Source organism: Nonomuraea sp. NPDC049714, from assembly GCF_044465295.1.
Lineage (GTDB): Bacteria > Actinomycetota > Actinomycetes > Streptosporangiales > Streptosporangiaceae > Nonomuraea.
Genome location: NZ_JBITLM010000008.1, coordinates 1 through 22025, shown reverse-complemented (window position 1 = coordinate 22025; position 22025 = coordinate 1). Strand labels below are relative to the sequence as shown.

General features: G+C 69.9%; 17 protein-coding genes and 1 rRNA gene. 13 read left to right on the top strand and 5 right to left on the bottom strand.

What is annotated here, in order from left to right:
• Window positions 1-622 precede the first annotated feature (622 nt).
• Together ACIBQX_RS28795 and leuE are read right to left on the bottom strand one after the other, a co-directional pair.
• The gene (locus ACIBQX_RS28795; protein ID WP_397009850.1) at window positions 623-1276 is read right to left on the bottom strand and encodes a VC0807 family protein; all 654 of its coding nucleotides are present in this window, start codon (window positions 1274-1276) and stop codon (window positions 623-625) included.
• Between the two features lie 257 nt (window positions 1277-1533).
• Complete coding sequence (gene leuE, locus ACIBQX_RS28790) at window positions 1534-2214, bottom strand: leucine efflux protein LeuE (protein WP_397009848.1); 681 nt, start codon at window positions 2212-2214, stop codon at window positions 1534-1536.
• A 135-nt stretch (window positions 2215-2349) separates the two neighbouring features.
• Here leuE and ACIBQX_RS28785 point away from each other — a divergent pair, with 135 nt between their 5' ends.
• From ACIBQX_RS28785 to ACIBQX_RS28775, 3 genes are all read left to right on the top strand, one after another.
• Window positions 2350-4179, top strand: coding sequence for a M14 family zinc carboxypeptidase (locus tag ACIBQX_RS28785; protein WP_397009846.1), 1830 nt, complete (start codon window positions 2350-2352; stop codon window positions 4177-4179).
• A gap of 247 nt (window positions 4180-4426) precedes the next feature.
• Window positions 4427-6007, top strand: a complete 1581-nt coding sequence (locus ACIBQX_RS28780; RefSeq protein WP_397009844.1) for a chitinase — start codon at window positions 4427-4429, stop codon at window positions 6005-6007.
• 11 nt (window positions 6008-6018) lie between these two features.
• Window positions 6019-7443: a carbohydrate-binding protein gene (locus tag ACIBQX_RS28775; protein WP_397009842.1), complete on the top strand. Its 1425-nt coding sequence runs from the start codon at window positions 6019-6021 to the stop codon at window positions 7441-7443.
• Window positions 7444-7495: 52 nt separating this feature from the next.
• Here the strand turns inward: ACIBQX_RS28775 and ACIBQX_RS28770 are convergent, their stop codons facing one another.
• Window positions 7496-9088, bottom strand: a complete 1593-nt coding sequence (locus ACIBQX_RS28770) for a molybdopterin-dependent oxidoreductase (RefSeq protein WP_397009840.1) — start codon at window positions 9086-9088, stop codon at window positions 7496-7498.
• A 118-nt stretch (window positions 9089-9206) separates the two neighbouring features.
• On the opposite strand from ACIBQX_RS28770, the gene ACIBQX_RS28765 reads away from it, so the two are divergent.
• Window positions 9207-10604 carry a hypothetical protein gene (locus tag ACIBQX_RS28765; RefSeq protein WP_397009838.1) on the top strand — a complete coding sequence of 466 codons (1398 nt, stop codon included), beginning with the start codon at window positions 9207-9209 and terminating at the stop codon, window positions 10602-10604.
• Here ACIBQX_RS28765 and erm read toward each other — a convergent pair.
• On the bottom strand, window positions 10576-11301 hold the full coding sequence (erm, locus tag ACIBQX_RS28760) for an ErmE/ErmH/ErmO/ErmR family 23S rRNA (adenine(2058)-N(6))-methyltransferase (protein WP_397010718.1): 726 nt from the start codon (window positions 11299-11301) through the stop codon (window positions 10576-10578). The genes ACIBQX_RS28765 and erm overlap by 29 nt on opposite strands.
• A gap of 334 nt (window positions 11302-11635) precedes the next feature.
• On the opposite strand from erm, the gene ACIBQX_RS28755 reads away from it, so the two are divergent.
• The 8 genes from ACIBQX_RS28755 (at window position 11636) to ACIBQX_RS28720 (ending at window position 18940) form a co-directional block, all read left to right on the top strand.
• Window positions 11636-12316, top strand: a complete 681-nt coding sequence (locus ACIBQX_RS28755; RefSeq protein ID WP_397009836.1) for a response regulator transcription factor — start codon at window positions 11636-11638, stop codon at window positions 12314-12316.
• The gene (locus tag ACIBQX_RS28750; RefSeq protein WP_397009834.1) at window positions 12313-13698 is read left to right on the top strand and encodes a sensor histidine kinase; all 1386 of its coding nucleotides are present in this window, start codon (window positions 12313-12315) and stop codon (window positions 13696-13698) included. Before ACIBQX_RS28755 ends, ACIBQX_RS28750 begins: the two co-directional genes overlap by 4 nt.
• Before the next feature lie 45 nt (window positions 13699-13743).
• Entirely contained in the window at window positions 13744-14265 is a 522-nt protein-coding gene (locus ACIBQX_RS28745) for a hypothetical protein (protein ID WP_397009832.1), read from the top strand.
• Window positions 14262-15359 carry a peptidoglycan-binding protein gene (locus ACIBQX_RS28740; protein WP_397009830.1) on the top strand — a complete coding sequence of 366 codons (1098 nt, stop codon included), beginning with the start codon at window positions 14262-14264 and terminating at the stop codon, window positions 15357-15359. The genes ACIBQX_RS28745 and ACIBQX_RS28740 overlap by 4 nt, the downstream gene beginning before the upstream one ends.
• The gene (locus ACIBQX_RS28735) at window positions 15359-16021 is read left to right on the top strand and encodes an ABC transporter ATP-binding protein (RefSeq protein WP_397010716.1); all 663 of its coding nucleotides are present in this window, start codon (window positions 15359-15361) and stop codon (window positions 16019-16021) included. The genes ACIBQX_RS28740 and ACIBQX_RS28735 overlap by 1 nt, the downstream gene beginning before the upstream one ends.
• Window positions 16022-16041: 20 nt before the next feature.
• Complete coding sequence (locus tag ACIBQX_RS28730; protein ID WP_397010714.1) at window positions 16042-17214, top strand: ABC transporter permease; 1173 nt, start codon at window positions 16042-16044, stop codon at window positions 17212-17214.
• 51 nt (window positions 17215-17265) lie between these two features.
• A complete protein-coding gene (locus ACIBQX_RS28725) occupies window positions 17266-18120 on the top strand; it encodes a hypothetical protein (RefSeq protein WP_397009828.1) in 855 nt (284 codons plus the stop codon).
• 97 nt (window positions 18121-18217) lie between these two features.
• A complete protein-coding gene (locus ACIBQX_RS28720) occupies window positions 18218-18940 on the top strand; it encodes a DUF6597 domain-containing transcriptional factor (protein ID WP_397009826.1) in 723 nt (240 codons plus the stop codon).
• Window positions 18941-18945: 5 nt separating this feature from the next.
• On the opposite strand, the gene ACIBQX_RS28715 is transcribed toward ACIBQX_RS28720, so the two are convergent.
• Window positions 18946-19971, bottom strand: a complete 1026-nt coding sequence (locus ACIBQX_RS28715; protein WP_397009824.1) for an AI-2E family transporter — start codon at window positions 19969-19971, stop codon at window positions 18946-18948.
• 520 nt (window positions 19972-20491) lie between these two features.
• Between ACIBQX_RS28715 and ACIBQX_RS28710 the strand changes: the two genes are divergently transcribed.
• A 16S ribosomal RNA gene (locus tag ACIBQX_RS28710) occupies window positions 20492-22012 on the top strand.
• Window positions 22013-22025: the final 13 nt, after the last annotated feature.

Genomic DNA, 22025 nt, shown 5'->3' with positions numbered 1-22025 from the left:
CATGGCGGGCGTGTCCGTGTTCGACACCGGCGGCCCGATCGAGCCGTGGGTCTACCTGGCCGTCTACACCGGCTTCATCGGGCAGGGCGCCGGTCTCATGACGGCGTTCGCCCTCTACGCCCGCGACCGCTGGACCAGCGTCTTCACCACCTCCATCGGGCACCCGTACACCTCGCTCACCCGGCCCTTCCAGCGCGTCGTGGGCTGGGGATCGCTGCTGGTGGCCGGGATCGTCGGCGGCACCCGCCTGTACTGGGCGCTGGGCGGCACGGCGGGACTGCCCGGGGAGACCGCCGCCGCGATGACCCCGGTCGGGGGCATGAGGGAGGCGGTGCAGGGTCTGATGGCCATCGCCGCCGGTGCCGCGCTGGTGGTCCTGGTGCGGGCGCGCGGGCGCGGGCCGTTCTGGCGGCCGCTGGTCGTGGGCTGGCTCGGCTCCGGCGCGCTGTTCGGCTGGGGCCTTTACGCGATGATCGTCACCTTCGCCGCGGGGCCGCTCGGCGCGCACACCCTCGGCGGGCCCGACTTCGTGGCGCTGTTCGGCATGCTGACCGGGCTGGTGATGGGCATGTGCGGGGCGTTCCTGCTGGCCGAGCGCTCCGGCGCGCTCTCAGGCGGGCTCTCAGGCGGTCTCTCCGGCGTGGGTGACGTGCAGCCTGCGCAGCAGCCGCTTGAAGCCGAAGATGGAGATGGTGATCGCCAGGCCGCTTATCACGGCCACCGCCGAGGTGCGCAGCAGCATGTACCCGCCGAGTGAGCCGGCGAGCGACTCGTACACCGCGAGGGCGATGCTCAACGTCGAGTTCGCCAGCAGCACGAACGCCCACAACAGCGTGATCCTGGCGAAGAACCTGCGCACCCGCTCGTGCTTGAGCACCGCGTTCGGCAGATGGATGTAGTCGAGCGTCAGCTTCTGCACGAGCGGCCTGTTCAGCCGCACCGAGGCGAGGAAGGCCATGCTGATGCAGATCGTGCCCAGCTCCGGCTGGATGAAGTACCACATCCAGGTGCCCGTCCACAGCCCCACGATGGTGCGCAGGGTGATCGCCGCCGCGGCCAGCAGCATCGTCGCCGGCACCGGGATCCGCCTGATCAACCGCCAGGCCACCCCGCCGTACACCCACGCGCAGGTCAGGATCAGCGCCCACTTCAGACCCAGCACCACCATCGCGAGATAGAACACCGCCATCGGCGCCACGACCGCTTCGAGCAGTCTCGGCGCCGCCTGCCGGGCCAGGGCGGTGAGCCGGGGCAGGGTGACTGGTGGGTGGGTCATGGATCGCTCCGCAGATAGGCCGACGGCCGGGCACTACCCGGGCGCCGGGCTGGCAGGCTTACCAGATGGGCCGCTCGACATCACCTGGCGGCCACCTTGAGGCCCCGACGATCGCATCGGGTGGTTGCCGGTCGCTTTCCGGTGGCTTACCGTACCTGACCGTCTGAGCGGTGACTGCGTCTTTCGGCACGTTCAGCAGGCGGAGACGGCCTTCTCCTACGCGTTCGCCCAGGTCAGGGCCCGGTATACCTTTCTGGTCAGCCCAGTGAGGTGGTGGCCAGCTTCGCCCCGAATCCCAGGAACAGCGCGCCCACCCCCGAGGTCAGCCCCGCGCTCAGCCGCCTGCGGGTGCGGAACTGAGCGGCCAGGAAGCTCCCGCCGAAGATCAGCGCGGACAGGTAGAGGATGCTGAAGACCTGGATGATCGCCCCCAGGATGAGGAACGACAGCGCCGGCGCGGCGTAACCGGGATCCACGAACTGGATGAAGAACGAGACGAAGAACAGGATCGCCTTCGGGTTGAGCAGGCTGATCGTCAACGCCTTGCGGAACGGCCGCACCGCCTTGGGCCCGGGCCGATCGGACTCCATCACCGCCGCGGCGGCCACCTGGCCGAGCTCGCCCTCGGGCCGCGCCCGCCAGGCCTGCCAGGCGCCGCGCAGCATCTGGAAGCCGATCCAGGCCAGATAGGCCGCGCCGGCGTACTTCACGATCGCGAACAGCACCGGATTCGACCGCAGGAGCGACGCGGCGCCCGCGGCGGCCAGCGCCATCAGCACGGTGTCGCCGACGAACACCCCCGCGGCGGCCCGGTACCCCTGGCGGACCCCGCGCTGCGCGGACAGGGCCAGGACGTACACGGAGTTGGGGCCAGGCAGGAGGATGATCAGGAAGGCGCCGATGACGTAGGTCCAGATGTCGGTGATTCCGAAGAACATGTGGTCTCGCTCCAGCTTGCCCGTGGTGACATGTCACGGTACCGCCGATATTTGGGTCTTTCCTAGTTGGCCGGTCCTCTTCACTCTCAGTGCAGGCGCGCGTAAACACCAAGCCCGCGTGCCTGGGAGGACATGGTGAAACGCCGATTAGTCATCCTGCTGGCCGTCCTGGGACTCATCTGCCTGACCGGCATGACCGGGGCGGGGGCCACCGCTGAGCCGCCGGCCAACAAGCAGTACCGCGTGCAGGGCCCGGCCGACGCGCGGGAACGCAGCGCCGTCGCGTCGACCGGCGCCGCCATCGACGAGGTGACACAGGACTCGGTCCTGATCACCGCCACGGAAGCCGAGGTCGCCGCGATCGAGCGGCTCGGCTACCGGGTCACGGAGGTGCCGCGCCCGTTACCCCCGTCAGCTGCCGTGGCAGCTGACTTCCCGCCGGCGGACTCGGGCTATCACAACTACGCGGAGATGACCGCGTACGTGGACGACGTGGTCGCCGATCATCCGGCGATCGCCCAGAAGTTCACCTACGGTTCCTCCCACGAGGGCAGGCCGCTCATCGGCGTCAAGATCAGCGACAACGTGGGGACGGACGAGGCGGAGACGGAGGTGCTGTTCACCGCCCACCAGCACGCCCGCGAGCATCTCACGGTCGAGATGGCCCTCTACCTCATGGACCTGCTCACCGACGGCCACGGCACCGACACCCGGATCACGGACCTGGTGAACACCAGGGAGATCTGGATCATGCCGGACCTCAACCCCGACGGCGGGGAGTACGACATCGCCACCGGCAGCTACCGGTCCTGGCGGAAGAACCGGCAGCCGAACAGCGGCTCGTCGGCCGTCGGCACGGACATGAACCGCAACTGGGGCTACAACTGGGGCTGCTGCGGCGGCTCCTCCGGGTCGCCCTCCAGCGAGACCTACCGGGGCACGGCCGCCGAGTCGGCGCCCGAGGTCAAGGCCGCGGCGGACTGGGTGCGCGGCCGGGTCGTCGGCGGCGTGCAGCAGCTCAAGGCGCACATCGACTGGCACACCTACAGCCAGCTCATCCTCTGGCCGTACGGCTACACCTTCGACGACACCGGGCCGGGCCTGACGCAGGACGACCGGGACGCGCACGCCACGCTCGGCCAGAACATGGCCACGACCAACGACTACACCCCCCAGCAGGCCAGCGACCTCTACATCACCGACGGCACCATCGACGACTGGCTGTGGGGCACGTACAAGATCTTCAGCTACACCTTCGAGATGTACCCGGCCAGCTCCAACCCCGGCTTCTACCCGCCGGACGAGCAGATCGTCCCCCAGACGACCCGCAACAGGGAGGCCGTGCTCCGCTTCCTGGAATACTCCGACTGCGTCTACCGGATCATCGGTAAGGAGTCGCAGTACTGCGGCACGGGCACCCCGCCGGTGACGGTCCACTCCGACACCTTCGAGACCGCCACCGGCTGGACGACCGACCCGAACGGCACCGACACGGCCACGGCGGGGCAGTGGGAGCGCGGCGATCCCGCGGCCACCTCCTCCTCCGGGGCCAAGCAGCTCGGCACCACGGTCAGCGGCGCCAACGACCTGGTGACCGGCCGGCTGGCGGGCAGTTCGGCCGGCACGTACGACATCGACGGCGGCGTCACCTCGATCCAGTCGCCGCCGATCGCCCTGCCCGCCTCCGGCGACCTCACCCTGTCGCTGTCGTGGTACCTCGCGCACGGCTCGAACGCCTCCAGCGCGGACTACTTCAGGGTCAAGGTGGTGGGTTCGACCACGACCACCGTCTTCCAGCAGGCGGGCGCCGCCACCAACCGCAACGGCGCCTGGAGCGTGGCCACGGCCGACCTGAGCGCCTTCGCCGGCCAGACGGTGCGCGTCCTCGTCGAGGCCGCCGACGCGTCAGGCGCCTCACTCGTCGAGGCCGGCGTCGACGACGTACGCATCACCCAGCAACCCTGACATCCAATGCCCCGCCGTGATCAATACGGCGGGGCCTTTTATTGGGTCTTGTAAGGAACCCTTGTCAAGGCTACGATCGCGACAACTCTTAGGAAACTTTCCTAACAGAATCTTGCCGGATTCCCCCGGAACCCGGCTCCTGCTGACCCCCCAAGCGCCCGCGTCGCCTCCCGCGGGCCGTGCCGTGCGGCTTGCGCTCTACCCCCCAGGCGCAAGCCGTACGGTACGCCAGCAAGAAGGATGAAATGTGAAAGTTCGCGTGATCTTAGTATCGCTCGCGACCCTCGCCCTCAGCCTCATCGCGCTCCCCGCCCACGCCGCCTCGGCCTCCGCCACCTTCGTCAAGGTCTCCGACTGGGGCACCGGCTTCGAAGGCAAGGTCACCGTCACCAACGGCACGTCCACCCCGATGAACGGCTGGACCGTACGGTTCGACATCCCGTCCGGTTTCACGATCCCCTCCGCCTGGGACGCCGTACTGACCAAGGACGGTAGGCAGCACACGTTCACCAATCCGAGCTGGGCGTCCGCCCTGGCGCCGGGAGCCAGCGTCAGCTTCGGCTTCAACGGCAGCCCCGGCAACTTCCCCGGCATCTCCAACTGCACGCTGAACGGCGCGTCCTGCGACGGCGGCTCCGACCCCGAGCCCGGCGTCCCGGGCAAGCCGGGCGCCGTGACGGCGAACCCCACCGACAGCGCCATCGCCCTGTCCTGGGGAGCCTCCGGCGGCACCGTCACCGGCTACCGGGTCTACGAGGGCACGGCCGTCAAGGCCACGGTCAGCTCCACCGGCTCGACCATCGGCGGCCTCGGCGCCTGCGAGACCCACACCTACACGGTCAGGGCCTACAACACGGCAGGGGAGTCGCCCGCCAGTGACCCGGTGACCGCGACCACCACCGGCTGCGACCCGGGCGAGCCCGGCGGGGATCTGCCCGCGCACTTCCTCACCGGCTACTGGCACAACTTCGTCAACCAGGCGACCGAGCTGAAGCTCTCGGCGGTGCCCAACGACTACGACCTGATCGCGATCGCGTTCGGCGAGGCCACCGCGACGCCGGGCGAGGTCGTCTTCGGCGTCGACGCCGGGCTGTCGAGCGCGCTCGGCGGCTACACCGACGCCCAGTTCAGGGCCGACGTGCAGGCGCTGCACCAGCGAGGCAAGAAGGTCATCCTGTCCGTCGGCGGTGAGACCGGCCGGGTCCAGGTGGCCGACGCCGCGGCCGCGACCAGGTTCGCCGACACGGTGCACGCGCTCATGCGGAGCTACGGCTTCGACGGCGTCGACATCGACCTGGAGAACGGGCTCAACGCCACCTACATGGCCCAGGCGCTCAGATCGCTGCGCGCCAAGGCGGGCGCCGACCTGATCATCACGATGGCGCCGCAGACCATCGACATGCAGTCGCCGCAGATGGAGTACTTCAAGCTCGCGCTGAGCATCAAGGACATCCTCACCGTCGTCCACATGCAGTTCTACAACTCCGGCTCGATGCTCGGCTGCGACCGGCAGTGGGCGTACTCGCAGGGCTCGGTCGACTTCATGACCGCGCTGGCCTGCATCCAGCTGGAGAACGGCCTGCGTCCCGACCAGGTGGCCCTGGGCCTGCCCGCCGGGCCGGGGGCGGCCGGTGGCGGAGTCGTCGCGCCCGCCCTGGTCAACCAGGCGCTGGACTGCCTGGCCACGCGTACCCGCTGCGGGACCTTCACGCCGCCGCGCGCCTATCCGGGCATCCGCGGCGCGATGACGTGGTCCATCAACTGGGACGCCAGCAACAACTGGAACTTCTCCAGGACCGTCAAGCCGCACCTCCAGGGAATGTCATGAAATTTCGTCGCATGTTCCTTGCCTTACTCGCCTCCCTCGCCCTGACCGTCTCCGGCCTCGCCACCATCGCCCCAGCGGCCTACGGCGCGGCGGTCGTCGCCGCCCCCGCCTGGGCGGCATGGACCCCGTACACGGTCGGCACCCGCGTCACCCACAACGGCGTCGACTACGAGTGCCTGCAGAGCCACACCTCCCAGCCCGGCTGGGAGCCGAACGTCGTGCCCGCCCTGTGGAAGGTCGTCTCCGGCGGCGGCGGTCCCGACACCAGCGCCCCCTCCGTGCCGGGCAACCTCCGCTCGACCGGCGTCACCGCGACCAGCGTCTCCCTGGCCTGGAACGCCGCCACCGACAACGTGGGCGTCACCGGCTACAACGTCTACCGGGGCTCGACCCTGGTGACCACCGTCTCCGGCACCTCCTACACCGACACCGGCCGCGCGGCGAACACCAGCTACACCTACACGGTCAGGGCCCGCGACGCCGCCGGCAACCTGTCGGGCACGAGCAACACCGTCACCGCCAGGACCTCCGAAGGCGGCGGCCCCGACCCCGGCCCGAACCCGTCCAGGATGCCCGGCGCGCCGTACCTCTGGATGGGCTGGGGCAACCCGCCCAACCCGGGCACGGTCATGGACGCCACCGGCATCAAGTCGTTCACCATGGCGTTCATCCTGTCCAGCGGCGGCTGCAACCCGGCCTGGGACGGCCAGCGCCCGCTGACCGGCGGCGCCGACGCGCAGGCGATCAACACGATCAAGTCCAAGGGCGGCAGCGTCCAGATCTCCTTCGGCGGCTGGCAGGGCAACAAGCTCGGCCCGAACTGCTCCACCCCGGCCGCCTTCGCCGGCGCCGTGCAGCAGGTCATCAACGCCGTCGGCCCCGCGGTCGTCGACTTCGACATCGAGAACACCGACGAGTTCGAGAACTACACGGTCCAGGACCGCATCCTCAACGGCCTCAAGATCGTCAAGCAGAACAACCCGAACGTCAAGGTGGTCGTCACCTTCGGCACCTCGACGACCGGCCCGAACGCGCACGGCGTCCGCCTGATCAACCAGGCCAGGGCGCTGAACGTGCCGATCGACAACTTCACCATCATGCCGTTCGACTTCGGCAGCTCCAACATCTACACCGACACCGTCAACGCCGCCGAAGGCCTGAAGAACGCGCTGAAGAACGCCTACGGCTGGTCCGACGCGCAGGCGTACGCGCACATGGGCATCTCCGGCATGAACGGCCTGTCCGACCAGCAGGAGCTCACCACCCCGCAGACCTGGACCCAGATCGTCAACTGGGCGAAGGACAGGGGCCTGAACAGGCTCGCCTACTGGGGCGTCAACCGTGACCGCCCCTGCCCCGGCGGCGGCGTGGTCTCCAACTGCAGCGGCATCGCGCAGGCCGACTGGGAGTTCACCAGGATCACGGCGGGCTTCTGACCGATACCGATACCGATACCGGGCCCGGGGTGGTGGCGAGGCCGCCCCGGGCTCACGGCATGCGCACGAGGTGGGTGGGTTTCAGCGGGAGGCCGGCGCCCGGCGGCCGGTAGACCGGCAGCGCCTCGCCGTACTCGTGCATCCAGGCGTGGTCGATCAGCAGCCGCATCCGCCGCTCGCCCGGCTCGGTGCCGGCGACGGCCGGTTCGAGGCGCCCGGTGGTGAGCTTGGCCACCGCGTCGGCGATCAGCCGCGCGTCCGGCGGGGCCAGATCACACCGCTCGTCCGGCCCGATGAGCAGGTCCACCTGGGGCGGCAGCGGGTAAATCCACCTCGGCAGGGCCAGCACCCGTGGCGGCGGCGCCATCGGCAGCCCGTCGCGCACCGCCTCCAGCAGCACCGACCGCGAGGTCCGGTGCTCGAACAACCCGTCGCCGAGCGCCCAGCTCAGCGCCCCCACGTCGGCGCGGTCCTCACCGCACGCGTGCAGGCACAGGTACGGCACCAGCGGGATGTCCGGCCCGGCCGACGGCTGCGCCCAGCCGTCCCGGCAGCCGGTGAGCACCAGCAGCGCCAGCATCGCCCGGTAGGCGGTGTCGGCATGCGGCGTGTCCAGCCACCCCGGCACGACCATGCACCGCCCGTGGGTCTTCTCCGCCGTCACGCCCAGCTCCCGCGCGATCTTCACCGCACGCGAGGCGGCCACCCCGGTGTACGCCTCCTGCCAGCCGGGCGTGTACGGCTCGGCGCGATCGTCGTAGCCGGACGGCCAGCGGCCCGGCAGCCCCGGCCGGGCCACCCCGTACGTCGCCAGCAGCAGGTCGAACACCGTCGTCACCAGGTGCTCGCCGTCCCGGACCGCGGGCACGCCCCGGGGCAGCACGCCGGGCCCGTCGTCGAAGCGCGGCAGCAGCACCTCGGCCCCCTGCGAACCGTCCGCGCCGTACAGGCTCAGCCGGTCGGCGGCCGGCCCGAGCAGCCCGCCGGGCACGAGCACGCCGCCGCGCTCGCGCAGCCGCACCAGGAACGGCAGATCGGTCCACTCCATCGCGTGCTCGGTGAAGGCGGGCCGGTCCAGGTAGAACTCCTTGAGCAGCACATGCCCGACCGCCATGGCCAGCGCGCCGTCGGCGCCCGGACGTACCACCAGCGTCTCGTCCGACAGCCGCGTCGGGTGCGGCCCGATCGCCACCACCTTCTGCCCCTTGTAGCGCCCGGCGATCACCCACGGCGTGCCGGGCGCCCGTACGGTCCGGTTGTTCTCCCCCCACAGCAGCACATAGGCCGCCTGCGCCCAGTGCTCGGTCGCCGGCCCGGGGAAGCTCGGGCCGAGGATCTGCGCGGGCGCGCTGGACTGCTCGGTCAGCACCGCGCCGCCCATCCCGCCGACCAGCCCGGCCAGCGGCGAGGTCGCCAGCGCGGCCACCTGGTCGGCCCCGTGCTCGGCGGCGGTGTGCACGATCGCCGCCGCGGCCAGCTCGGCGGCGGTGTGGTCATCGAGGGGAACCCGCCGCCCGCCACGCGCCTGGCGGTAAACCTCCGAATTCGCTGTGAGTTTCGCCCAGGCCGCGACGGGGTCCCGTATCCCTTCACGGACCTCGAAGTAGAGCCTGACCAGCGCCTGGTTGACTAGCGATCCCCCCATGCGAAAAGTTCAGCACAGACGGTCATGATCTGACGCCTTTAGGCACCGCATGTCGGGGATAAGAATTCAGAAGTGCAGGTAGCACCATGCTTTTCTGTACGGCACTCTAGATCCCGCCATGGATTACGCAGTCATCACGGGGATCATCCTCGTCACCGGAATCGCCCTCGCCCTGATCGCCCAGTGGCGAGACTGGCGGCCGCCCCTGATCGTCGCCATCTGTGTGGGCATCGTCCTGCGGGTGCTGTTGCTGTTCACCGCGGCCGACGACTCCTGGCAGCCGGTCGACTTCATCCACAGCTTCAAGCCGGCGGGCGAGGCGGTGCTGCGCGGCGAGGACCCGGTCCTGGCCAGCGAGGGCGGCTGGCACTTCCTGCCGACGATCCCGTACGTGTACGGCATCCTGCTCTGGCTCGGCATCCCGTGGGAGTTCGCCGGCCGGTTGGTCACCGTGGTCGCCGACATCGTGCTGATCCCCCTGGTGGCCAAGCTCGCGGGCGGCCCCAAAGCGTCGCTGCGCGCCTTCCAGTACGCGCTCAACCCGCTGGCGTTGCTGGTCGCCTCCATCCATGGCCAGGTCGAGCCGGTGGCGCTGGTCTTCGGCGTGGCCGCGTTCGTCGTCGCGCGCGGGCCCGGCTCCCCGGAGCGGGCGGGCATCCGCACCGACGTCGTCGCCCTCTTCCGCAGCCTGACCGCCAACGGGTGGGCAGCCGCGCCGCGCCCCCTGCTCGGCATGCTCCGCCAGGGACTGCGACCCGGCCCCACCGACCGCGCCGACCTCAAGCGGGCCGCGCTCGCCGGAGTGCTGATGGGCCTGGCGCTGTGCGCGAAGAGCTGGCCGATCTGGCTGATCCCCGGCTTCCTGCTGCTCCTGCCGCACCTGCGGGCCCGGATCGTGGGGCTGTTCGTGACGGGCGTGGTGCCGCTGTTCTTCCTGGTGACGCTGCCGATCTTCGCGGGCACCTCGCTCAGCCAGATCCCCGAGGTCATCAGGGTCATCCAGGACATCAGGCCGATCGTCGGCGAGTGGGGCTGGACTCCCTGGTTCACCGGTGGCAACTGGGCGCTGGAGCCGGTGCTGGCCAAGGTCGGCACCTACCTGATCTACCTCTGCGTCGTCGCGGCGGTGGTGATCTGGCGGCGGGCCGACCCGATCGACATGACGCTCGCCATCCTGCTGATCTTCATGGTGGTCACGCCGCGCCTGGGCGCCCAGTACCTTCTCTGGTTCATGCCGTTCCTGATCGCCAGGCCCACCAGGTTCGCCTGGCCGGCCATCCTGGGCACCTGCTTCTGGGCGGCCTACGGCTACGTGTGGATGACGCAGTACGACCAGGCCGGCTGGTTCCTGCAGCACACCTACTGGTCGCGGGCGTCGATCGTGCTGCTGCCGGTCCTGTTCCTGGCGATGCCGTGGGCCCGCCGCGAACCGCCCCTGCCGGAGCTCGCCGAGCCCGTCGAAACGACAGGCCCGGCGAGCGATCACCTCACCGGTGCAGCCGGGCGTACAACGTGATCCACTGATCGGGACGGACGTGGCCCACGACCGTGTCGCGGGCCACGCCCGCTGCGGCGAGCGCCGCGTCCACCCCGTCGTAGCGGGTTCGCAGCGAGGCGCGCAGCGACCCGCCCACCCCACTGAACCCCAGCTCGACCAGCCGCTGATAGTCCCGGCCCGACCGCACCAGCGGCTCGGGCCGGCGCTGGAGGCGCAGGATCGCCGAGTCGACCGACGGGACGGGCCGGAAGCTCGCCCTGCCGATCCGGTCGCCCAGCCGCCAGTCGAACCACGGCCATGACTCCACGGTCACCAGGCTCCAGCGGCCGTAGTCGCCCGCCCTCTTGCGCGCGTACTCCCGCTGCGTGAGCAGGGTCGCCGAGGTGAGCCCCGGCGCCCGCAGACACCAGCGCACGATCTTCGACGTGATCGAGTAGGGGATGTTGCCCACCACCGCGAACGGCTCACGCGGCGGCCGGGCGGTGGTGAAGTCGCCCCGCACCACGTCGATCCGGGGATCGTCGCGGGTCAGCGACGCCAGCCTGCCGGCCAGCCGCGGGTCGAGCTCGTAGCCGATCACCCTGGCTCCGGCCCCGGCCAGCGCCCTGGTCAGCACGCCTTCGCCCGCGCCGGGCTCCAGCACGAGCCCTTCGGGACCGGCGGCCTTGACCACCAGCTCCACCGCGTGCGGGTCGGCCAGGAAGTTCTGCGACAGTTCCCGTCTCGTCCTGTCGCGGGGCGTACGACCGCCCGTGACCTTCTTCTGGGTGTGTGAGTAGTTTCCGTGTGCGAAATTCTGCGCCACAGCTGCCCTTCCGGGTCCTCGAGTCGATAGAGATCTCGAAGGGCCCCGGGCACGCCGGTGGACGCGCTCAGTCAGTCATCGCGTCCACCGGCGGGCCAGAGGCCGGCCGTGACGGATGCGGACCGCGTACAAGCCGTAGAAGCACGTGCACATGCCGCCGACGCTAGGCGGGCGCTCCCGGCGGTGGCAACCGAATAAAAGCGCTTTGAGCCGGCATTGAGGTGCCTGGGGTAATCCTTGGGGCATGGACCGTCCGGCCAGGGTGCTCGTCGTCGACGACGAACCCAACATCCGCGCGCTGCTCTCGCAGACACTGCGCCTGGTCTCCTTCGAGGTCAGGACCGCCGAGACCGGGGCCGAGGCGGTGACGGCGGCCCGGGACTTCGCCCCCGACATCGTGGTGCTCGACGTGATGCTGGACGACATCGACGGGTTCGAGGTGGCCAGGCGGCTCGGCGACCGCGTGCCGGTGCTCTTCCTGACGGCGCGCGACGCCGTCGAGGACCGCGTCCAGGGGCTCTCGCTGGGCGCGGACGACTACGTGGCCAAGCCGTTCAGCCTGGAAGAAGTGGTGCTGCGGATCCGCGCGATCCTGCGGCGCAGCGCCGGCGGCGCCCAGCGCGAGGACGTCATCCGCTACGCCGACCTGGAGCTGGACGCGGCCGCCCACGAGGTACGGCGCGGCGGCGTGCCGGTGGACCTGTCCCCGACCGAGTTCAAACTGCTCGAATACCTGCTCACGAACGCCGGCCGGGTGGTCAGCAAGGCGCAGATCCTCGACAACGTCTGGCGCTACGACTTCGACGGCGACGCCAGCATCGTCGAGTCGTACGTCTACTACCTGCGCAAGAAGATCGACAAGGTGGAGCCGCAGCTCATCCACACCGTGCGCGGCGTCGGCTACACGCTCAGGATCCCCCGGTGAGGCCCTCCACCTGGACCCTGCGCGCCCGCCTGGTCGTGGCGATGCTCGGGCTCACCACGCTCGCGCTGACGCTGGTCAACGTGTTCGGCATCACGCTGCTCCGCGACACCATGGTCCAGCGGGTGGACCAGCAGCTGACCGGCCTGACCAAGGTGTCCGGTCAGCGGGTCATGGCGATCCGGCCCGGACTCCCGCCGCCCGGAGAGATGGGCAACGTGCTGGAGAAGCGCCTCGCCTCCGTGATCCGGATCTACGTCTTCGGGCCGGACGGCGACCTCGTCAGCGCCCTCCCGCGCCACAACGCCCCTGGCCCGGAGCTCGGCGACGTCCACTACGGCGCGCCGTACACCGTCGCCGGCTCCGACGGCCCCTCCTGGCGCGTCCTGGCCACACCCGCCGACGACGGCACCACCTGGGTGTTCGCGCAGTCGCTGGCCGAGGTCGAGCAGACCCAGACCTCCAACGTCGCCATCGCCACCGCCGTCAGCGCGCTGGTGCTGCTCCTGCTCGGGCTGGCCGCCGACGCCGTGGTACGGCTCGGACTGCGCCCGCTGACCAGGATGGAACGTACGGCGGGCCACATCGCCCGCGGTGACTTCGCCAGCCGCGTGCCCGCGCCCGACGGGCACACCGAGGCGGGACGCCTGGGCACGGCGATGAACGTCATGCTCGACCGCGTCGAGTCGGAGATCGCGGCCAGGACCGCCTCCGAGTCGCGGATGCGGCGCTTCCTGGCCGACGCCTCCCACGAGCTGCGCACCCCGCTCACCTCCGTACGCGGCTTCGCCGAGCTCTACCGCAGAGGCGGCGCCGACACCGGCGAGATGATGGGCCGGATCGAGGACGAGGCCTCCAGGATGGGGGTCCTGGTCAACGACCTGATGACGCTGGCCCAGCTCGACGAGGAGCGCCCGCTGGACCGCCGGCCCGTCGACCTGCTGGAGGTGGCGGCCGAGTCGATCCGCGACGCCCGCGTCCGCGTCCCCGACCGGCAGGTGCGGCTCGCCGGCTTCGACGACTCGCTCGTCCCCGTCTCCGTCGTGGGCGACGAGGCCCGCCTGCGCCAGGTGGCCGCCAACCTGGTCGGCAACGCGCTCACGCACACCCCCGCGGACGCCTCCGTCACGGTCCGCGTGGGCAGGCGGCAGGGCATGGCCGTGCTGGAGGTCGCCGACACCGGCCCCGGCGTGCCGCCCGAGCACGTACCGCACGTCTTCGACCGCCTCTACCGGGTCAACCCGGGCAGAACGCGAGGCAGCGGCGGCGCCGGACTCGGCCTGGCCATCGTGGCCGCCATCGTGCACGCCCACGGCGGCGAGGTCGAGCTCGACTCACGGCCCGGCGAGGGATCGACCTTCCGCGTCCTCCTACCTGGCTCCTAGGCGGCTCCCAGCCGGCTCCGATGCGGCCCGGCCACAGTCGGGAGCATGAGACGAGCATTACTCGCCGCCGCGCTGATCACCCTGGTCGCGGCCTGCGGAAACCAGCCGAGCACCACCGGCGTCGCCTCGGTGACGCGGGCCTCCGGCACGCCCACGACCTCCGCCTCGCCCACCGCCTCCGCCGACCCGGCGGAACAGGGCAGGAAGTTCGCCCAGTGCATGCGCGACAACGGCATCGACATGCCCGACCCGGATCCCGCCAACGGCAATGTCCGGATCATGACCAAGAAGGACGCCGGAAAGGGGGACATGAAGAAGGCGATGGAGGCCTGCCGGTCCCTGGCCCCCTTCAAGGACCGCAAGGAGCTGACCCCAGAGGACCAGGAGAAGATGCGCGAGTTCGCGCGGTGCATGCGCGACAACGGCGTCGACATGCCCGACCCCGACCCCGACGGCGGCGGCGTACGGATCAAGGGCGGGAACGGCATCAAGCCCGGCGACCCCACGTTCCAGAAGGCCCTGGAGGCCTGCCGGGACATGGCGCCCCTCAGAGGCGGGCGCAAGTGACCCAGACCAAGGAGGAGAGCGATCTGCGGAGCCGCGCCCTGCCACCACGCCGCCGGAGCCCCCTGCGCGTCGCCGCCTGGACCACCGGCGCCGCCCTGCTGGCCGCCGCGGTCACGGCCGCCGCCGTCGGCGTCGGCGGCACGGGCACAGGAACGGGCCCGACCACCGCGACTCGCACGCCCCCGGCCACCGCCCAGGTGACCAGGACGACACTCACCGAGACCAAGACCGTCGACGGCACCCTCGGCTACGGCGAGCCCCTGACCATCGCCGCCAAGGCCCAGGGCACGATCACCTGGCTGCCCGCCGAAGGCGCCACCATCACCCGGGGCAGGGCCGTCTACAGCGTCGACGCCGACCGCCGCCCCCTGCTCTACGGCGCCATGCCGCTCTACCGCACCCTGGAGGACGGCGTCAGCGGCAAGGACGTCGAACTGCTGGAACGCAACCTGGCCAAGCTCGGCTACACCGGCTTCGACGTGGACGACGCCTACACCTGGGCCACCAGGGAGGCCGTCGAGGACTGGCAGGACGACCTCGGCGTGCAGGTCACCGGCAAGGTGCTCCCGTCCGACGTGGTCGTCGCCGACGGCCGGATCCGCGTCGCCGAGCTCAAGACCACGCTCGGCGCCACGGCCGGCGGCCCGGTCCTCACCGCGACCGGCACCACCCGTCAGGTCCTCGTCGACCTCGACGTGGCCGACGCCCACCTGGTGCGCAAGGGCATGAAGGCGACCGTCGAGCTGCCCGACGGCACCGAGGTGAACGGCAAGGTCACCCGGGTCGGCAAGGTCGCCGAGACCGGCGGCGAGGACGAGGCCGCCACCACGGTCGAGGTCGAGCTCTCGGTGAGCGGCGTTCGGCAGTCCTTCGACTCCGCCCCCGTGGACGTCACGATCGTCTCCCGGCAGCGCGAAGACGTGCTCGCCGTGCCCGTCGGCGCACTGCTCGCCCTGGCCGAGGGCGGCTACGGCGTCCAGGTCGTCCAGGGTGGCGTCACCGCCTACGCCGCGGTCGAGACCGGCATGTTCGCCGACGGCCAGGTAGAGATCACCGGCGTCGACGAGGGCGCCACCGTGGCGGTGCCCAAGTGATCGTCGAGCTTGAGGACGTGAGCAAGGTGTACGGCGACGTCGCCGCGCTGCGCGGCGCCTCCATGACCATCCGGTACGGCGAGCTCGCCGGCATCGTCGGCCCGTCCGGCTCCGGCAAGTCGACCATGCTCAACATGATGGGCACCCTGGACCGCCCGTCCGGCGGCACCGTGCGCATCGCCGGGCACGACGTGAGCGCGCTCACCGACAGGCAGCTCTCCGCGTTGCGCGCGAACGTCATCGGCTTCGTGTTCCAGCAGTTCCACCTGGCAGCAGGGGTGTCCGCGCTGGACAACGTGGCCGACGGCCTGCTGTACACCGGGCCGCCCCTGCGCGAGCGGCGCGAACGGGCGGCCGAGGCGCTGGAGCGGGTCGGCCTCGGGCACCGGCTCGGCCACCGCCCGCACGAGCTGTCCGGCGGCGAACGGCAACGGGTGGCCATCGCCAGGGCCGTCGTCGCGGACCCGCCCCTGCTGCTGGCCGACGAGCCGACCGGCAACCTCGACTCCCGCTCCGGCGCCGGAGTGATGGAGCTGCTGCGCGAACTCAACGCCGCCGGCACCACCGTCGTCATCATCACCCACGACCGCGACATCGCCGCCCGGCTGCCCCGCCAGGTGGAGATGCTCGACGGCCGGGTAGCGGAAGGGGCCAGGCTGTGACCGTCCTGGAAAGCGCCCGGATGCGGCCCCGCGACGTCGTCCGGGTCGGTGGCGCCGGCCTGCGGACCAGGCCGCTGCGGGTGTTCCTGTCGGCGCTCGGCATCGCCATCGGCATCGCCGCCATGATCGGCGTCGTCGGCATCTCCGCCTCCAGCCAGGAGGACCTCAACCGGCAGCTCGCGGCCCTCGGCACGAACCTGCTCTCGGTCTCCCCTGGCCAGACCCTCTTCGGCGACGACGCCCACCTGCCGAGCGAGGCCGAAGGCATGATCGGCCAGATCGGCCCGGTCACCTCGGTCACCGCCACCGGCGCCACGCAGGCCAAGGTCTACCGCAACGACCACATCCCCGAAGCCGAGTCGGGCAGCATCTCCGTCCTCGCCGCCCGGCTCGACCTGCCGCGGGAGGTGAGCGTTCAGCTGGCCGGCGGCGCCTGGCTGAACGAGGCCACCCACCGCTATCCGGCCACTGTGCTCGGCGCCAAGGCGGCCGACCGGCTGGGCGTCGTCCGAGCGGGCCCCGACCAGCGCGTCTGGCTGGGCGGGCAGTGGTTCACCGTCGTCGGCGTGCTCGCCCCCGCGCCGCTCGCTCCGGAGCTCGACACCGCGGCCCTGGTCGGCTGGCCCGTCGCCGAGGAGCGGCTCGGCTTCGACGGCTACCCCACCACCATCTACACCCGGGCGGAGGAGGAGTCCGTGACCGCGGTGCGCGACGTGCTCGCCGCCACCGCCAACCCCGAGGCGCCCAACGAGGTCGAGGTGTCCAGGCCGTCGGACGCGCTGGCGGCCCAGCAGGCCGCCGACGCCACGCTCAACGCCCTCCTGCTCGGCCTCGGCGGCGTCGCCCTGCTGGTCGGCGGCGTCGGCGTGGCCAACACGATGGTGATCTCGGTGCTGGAACGGCGGGCCGAGATCGGCCTGCGCCGCTCGCTCGGCGCCACCCGCGGCCAGATCAGGCTGCAGTTCCTGGCCGAGTCACTGCTGCTGTCGGCCATCGGGGGAGTGGGCGGAGTGGCGCTGGGCATCGCGGTCACCGCCGCCTACGCGAGCCTGCAGGGCTGGCCCGCGATCGTGCCCGTCTGGGCGATGGCCGGCGGCGTGGTGGCCACCCTCGTCATCGGCGGCCTCGCCGGCTTCTACCCGGCCGTGCGCGCCGCCCGCATGTCACCCACGGAGGCGCTGGCCGCCCCATGACGCGTCCGATTCCTACAAGCTTCGCCGGGCCCGTGCCAGTAGCGTCGCCCCATGGACGTTATTCACCGAGCAGGCACCTACCTGCAGCTTCACGCCCGGCTGATCGACAGGCTCAGGTTCGAGACGCTGTTCGCAGGCGGGTCCCGGGACCGGGTGCTCGACGCGCTGCGCTGCTACCAGAACTCCGACGGGGGCTTCGGCAACGCGCTCGAACCCGACCTGCGCGGCGCGGGCAGCCAGCCGGAGCCGGTCGAGGTGGCGTTCTGGATCCTGGACGAACTGGACGCCTTCTCCGACCCGATGGTGACGGCCGCCTGCGACTACCTGCTCGGCGTCACGACCGAGGACGGCGGCGTCCCGTTCGTGCTGCCCAGCGTCCGCGACACCCCGAGGGCCCCCTGGTGGGAGACCGCCGACGACCCGCCGGGCCACCTCATCCCCACCGCCTCCCTCGCCGGACTCCTGCACAAGCACGGCATCACCCACCCCTGGCTCGGGCCGGCCACCGACTTCTGCTGGCGCGCCGTCGCCGCCATCGACAAGATCACACCGTACGAGGCCCGCGCCGTCGTCACCTTCCTTGACCTGGTCCCGGACAGGGAACGGGCGCTGGCCGAGTTCGACCGGCTGAAGGACGGGATCCTGGCCACCGTCTCGTTCGACCCGGACGCCGAGGGGGAGGCGCACTTCCCGCTGGACTTCGCGCCGGAGCCGCTGCGGCTGCCGCTGTTCGACGCCGACGTCCTCGACCGCCACCTGGACGCCCTGCCGGCGGCCCAGTCGGAGGATGGCGGCTGGCACCCTAACTTCCTCATGTGGACCCCGGTCGTGGCCCACGAGTGGGGCGGCTACCTGACGGTAGGACGCCTCAAGACCCTGCGCGCATACGGCCGCCTGCCGACCTGACCGCCACAGACCCCCGCTCGCCCGACCGAGTGCCGTAAGCGCCGCTCACCCCTCCCTTGCCCGGCTAAGTGTCGTAGGCGCCGCCTAGCCTTGAGGCATGTATGCGGAATGGGCGCCGGAGCCGGCTCTGGCCGGACGGGTCGCCTGCCTGTGGCGGCGGGTCGGTGAGAGGGAGGGCACCCAGCTGGTGGTGCCCGACGGCTGCGTCGACCTGATCTGGGGCCCCGACGGCCCCTTCGTCGCCGGCCCCGACACCGGCCCGGTCCCCAGCAGGATCCGCCCAGGTGACGTGCTGTCCGGCATCCGCTTCAAACCGGGCGCGGTGGGCGAGTTCTTCGGCGTCCCCCTCCCCGACCTGCGCGACCAGCGCGTCCCCCTGGCAGCGCTCGGCGCCCTGCCGCCCCTGGCCGGGCCGGGGATCCGGCTGTGGGACGTACAGGACCTCGATCCGGAGGGGGCCGACCCGCTGCCCGTCCTGCGGGCCGCGGTTGCGGCCCGCCTGCGTGAGATTCCCGGCCCCGACCCGGCCGCGCCCGCCATCCTCACCGCGCTCCGCGCCGGCCGGGGCGTGCGGGAGGTGGCCTGGGAGCTGGGGCTCAGCGAGCGCCACCTGCACCGCAGGACCGTGGCGGGCTTCGGCTACGCGCCGAAGACGCTGCAGCGCGTCGTCCGGTTCCAGCGAGCGTTGCGGCTGGCCCGCTCGGGCGTCGCGGCGGCGGAGGTCGCGGCGGTGGCGGGCTACGCGGACCAGGCGCATCTGTCACACGACGTCAAGCGGCTGAGCGGCGTGACGCTGCGCCACCTGCTGCAGGGCGGGTAGCCCGTTCAGGCGGGCGGCGGCCTGTTCGAGACGAGCGCGGCGGCCCACTTCGCCGCCGGATCGCTGTCGATCAGGAGGGCCTTGGCGAGCAGGCTGAGGGGGATCGCCAGCACGGCTCCCAGCGGACCGAGCACGAAGGTCCACACGATGAGCGAGATGAACGTCATCGTGGTCGACAGCCCCACCGCGTCCCCCAGGAACTTGGGCAGGATGAAGGACTGTGTGACCACGTTGATGACGGTGTACGCGGTGATCACCAGGACCATCTCCTGCACGCCGCCGTCCAGGAGGGCCAGGGTCGCCGGCGGCAGCAGACTGAGGACGAAACCGATGTTGGGGATGTAGTTGGCGATCAGCGCCAGGACTCCCCACAGCAGCGGCAGCGGGACGCCGATGACCGTGAGGGCCAGGACGTCGAGGACCGCGCTGATCAGCCCGAAGATGGTGGAGACGATCAGATAGCGCCGCGTCTTGTGGGCGAAGACGTCCAGCGCGGTCACCACCCCGGGCCTCCTGTCCACACTGGTGGACAGGATCCTCGACGTGGCGGGCGCGTCCAGGCACATCGCCAGGAGCAGGACGACGATGAGGAACAGCCCCGAGAAGACCCCGATGACGCTGCCGAGCAGGCTCTGCGCGATGCCGATGATCCGCTCGGGATCGAAGCTCTCGATCGCTCTGTCGAGCTGCTCGACGCTGACGCCGTGGGCGACGGCGAAGTTCTGCGCGTCGACGAGCAGCGCCTGAAACTCCCGCGTGTAGGTGGGGACGAGCGAGCCGAGCTGCACCGCCGAGATCGTCAGCACGCCCGCCATGGCGAGCAGCACCATGACGAGAATCAGGAACGGCAGCGCGACCTGCACCCAGATCGGCGCCCGCCGGGCCGCCAGCCAGGTGCGCACCGGGGACACGGCGATGACAAGCACCAGCGCGAGCACGAACGGCCCGACGATGGACGCCACTTCGCGGATCCCGAAGAGAACGATCACCGCACCGGAGAGTCCCACCAGGACGATGAGGGTTCTCGGCACGGATTGATGCTCCACGCGGGGTACGTACCCCTGCCTCCGAAGTGACACTGCCGCAGACGGGTAAACCGTCGATTTGACGGTTCCGGGAGCCGTACATAGAGTTCACCAGTCCCACGAGGACGGCGTTGATCGTCGGCCTCACTCGGGGACACCTCCCTAGCACCATCCAGTCCGTGGATCTTCGCGTCCACGGGGAGTCGATTCGACAAGAGTCAGACTTTGGAGTAAGTTAGAGGGGTTGTCTCCGAAACGGGGCAGCGGATATTCCTGCAGGTCGAGCGAGTCCGGTCAATTTGACAGAGACTCAAACGGCTGACAGGATTAAGACATAGCAAAGACGAAATGAACGCCTCCGAGCGAGGATCCCGAGAGGGTTTCTGGTGAGGATGTACGCGTCCGTTTCTTGAGAACTCAACAGTGTGTTAAAAGCCAGTGCATGATGCACAACCCCGTCATTTATGACGGATTCCTTTGGTTGACATTTTTGCGAATGTTGGCCGGGTGAAACCATTCCAAGCATTTTTTGGAGAGTTTGATCCTGGCTCAGGACGAACGCTGGCGGCGTGCTTAACACATGCAAGTCGAGCGGAAAGGCCCTTCGGGGTACTCGAGCGGCGAACGGGTGAGTAACACGTGAGTAACCTGCCCCTGACTCTGGGATAAGCCCGGGAAACTGGGTCTAATACCGGATATGACCGCCCCAGGCATCTGGTGGTGGTGGAAAGTTTTTCGGTTGGGGATGGACTCGCGGCCTATCAGCTTGTTGGTGGGGTAATGGCCTACCAAGGCGACGACGGGTAGCCGGCCTGAGAGGGCGACCGGCCACACTGGGACTGAGACACGGCCCAGACTCCTACGGGAGGCAGCAGTGGGGAATATTGCGCAATGGGCGAAAGCCTGACGCAGCGACGCCGCGTGGGGGATGACGGCCTTCGGGTTGTAAACCTCTTTCAGCAGGGACGAAGTTGACGTGTACCTGCAGAAGAAGCGCCGGCTAACTACGTGCCAGCAGCCGCGGTAATACGTAGGGCGCAAGCGTTGTCCGGAATTATTGGGCGTAAAGAGCTCGTAGGTGGCTGGTCGCGTCTGCCGTGAAAGCCCGCAGCTTAACTGCGGGTCTGCGGTGGATACGGGCCGGCTAGAGGTAGGTAGGGGCAAGTGGAATTCCTGGTGTAGCGGTGAAATGCGCAGATATCAGGAGGAACACCGGTGGCGAAGGCGGCTTGCTGGGCCTTACCTGACGCTGAGGAGCGAAAGCGTGGGGAGCGAACAGGATTAGATACCCTGGTAGTCCACGCTGTAAACGTTGGGCGCTAGGTGTGGGGATCTTCCACGATCTCCGTGCCGGAGCTAACGCATTAAGCGCCCCGCCTGGGGAGTACGGCCGCAAGGCTAAAACTCAAAGGAATTGACGGGGGCCCGCACAAGCGGCGGAGCATGTTGCTTAATTCGACGCAACGCGAAGAACCTTACCAAGGTTTGACATCACCCGGAAACGTGCAGAGATGTGCGCCTCTTCGGACTGGGTGACAGGTGGTGCATGGCTGTCGTCAGCTCGTGTCGTGAGATGTTGGGTTAAGTCCCGCAACGAGCGCAACCCTTGTTCCATGTTGCCAGCAACCTCTTCGGAGGGTTGGGGACTCATGGGAGACTGCCGGGGTCAACTCGGAGGAAGGTGGGGATGACGTCAAGTCATCATGCCCCTTATGTCTTGGGCTGCAAACATGCTACAATGGCCGGTACAGAGGGCTGCTAAACCGTAAGGTGGAGCGAATCCCTAAAAGCCGGTCTCAGTTCGGATTGGGGTCTGCAACTCGACCCCATGAAGTCGGAGTCGCTAGTAATCGCAGATCAGCAACGCTGCGGTGAATACGTTCCCGGGCCTTGTACACACCGCCCGTCACGTCACGAAAGTCGGCAACACCCGAAGCCCGTGGCCCAACCAGCTTGCTGGGGGGAGCGGTCGAAGGTGGGGCTGGCGATTGGGACGAAGTCGTAACAAGGTAGCCGTACCGGAAGGTGCGGCTGGATCACCTCCTTTCTAAGGAGCATCG

Excerpts from the sequence above, each read along its gene's own strand:
- leuE (WP_397009848.1), bottom strand. The coding sequence starts at position 2,214 with ATGTTCTTCGGAATCACCGACATCTGGACCTACGTCATCGGCGCCTTC.
- ACIBQX_RS28775 (WP_397009842.1), top strand. The coding sequence starts at position 6,019 with ATGTTCCTTGCCTTACTCGCCTCCCTCGCCCTGACCGTCTCCGGCCTC.
- ACIBQX_RS28730 (WP_397010714.1), top strand. The coding sequence starts at position 16,042 with ATGCGGCCCCGCGACGTCGTCCGGGTCGGTGGCGCCGGCCTGCGGACC.
- ACIBQX_RS28770 (WP_397009840.1), bottom strand. The coding sequence starts at position 9,088 with ATGGGGGGATCGCTAGTCAACCAGGCGCTGGTCAGGCTCTACTTCGAG.
- ACIBQX_RS28765 (WP_397009838.1), top strand. The coding sequence starts at position 9,207 with ATGGATTACGCAGTCATCACGGGGATCATCCTCGTCACCGGAATCGCC.
- ACIBQX_RS28725 (WP_397009828.1), top strand. The coding sequence starts at position 17,266 with ATGGACGTTATTCACCGAGCAGGCACCTACCTGCAGCTTCACGCCCGG.
- ACIBQX_RS28755 (WP_397009836.1), top strand. The coding sequence starts at position 11,636 with ATGGACCGTCCGGCCAGGGTGCTCGTCGTCGACGACGAACCCAACATC.
- ACIBQX_RS28745 (WP_397009832.1), top strand. The coding sequence starts at position 13,744 with ATGAGACGAGCATTACTCGCCGCCGCGCTGATCACCCTGGTCGCGGCC.
- ACIBQX_RS28795 (WP_397009850.1), bottom strand. The coding sequence starts at position 1,276 with ATGACCCACCCACCAGTCACCCTGCCCCGGCTCACCGCCCTGGCCCGG.
- ACIBQX_RS28720 (WP_397009826.1), top strand. The coding sequence starts at position 18,218 with ATGTATGCGGAATGGGCGCCGGAGCCGGCTCTGGCCGGACGGGTCGCC.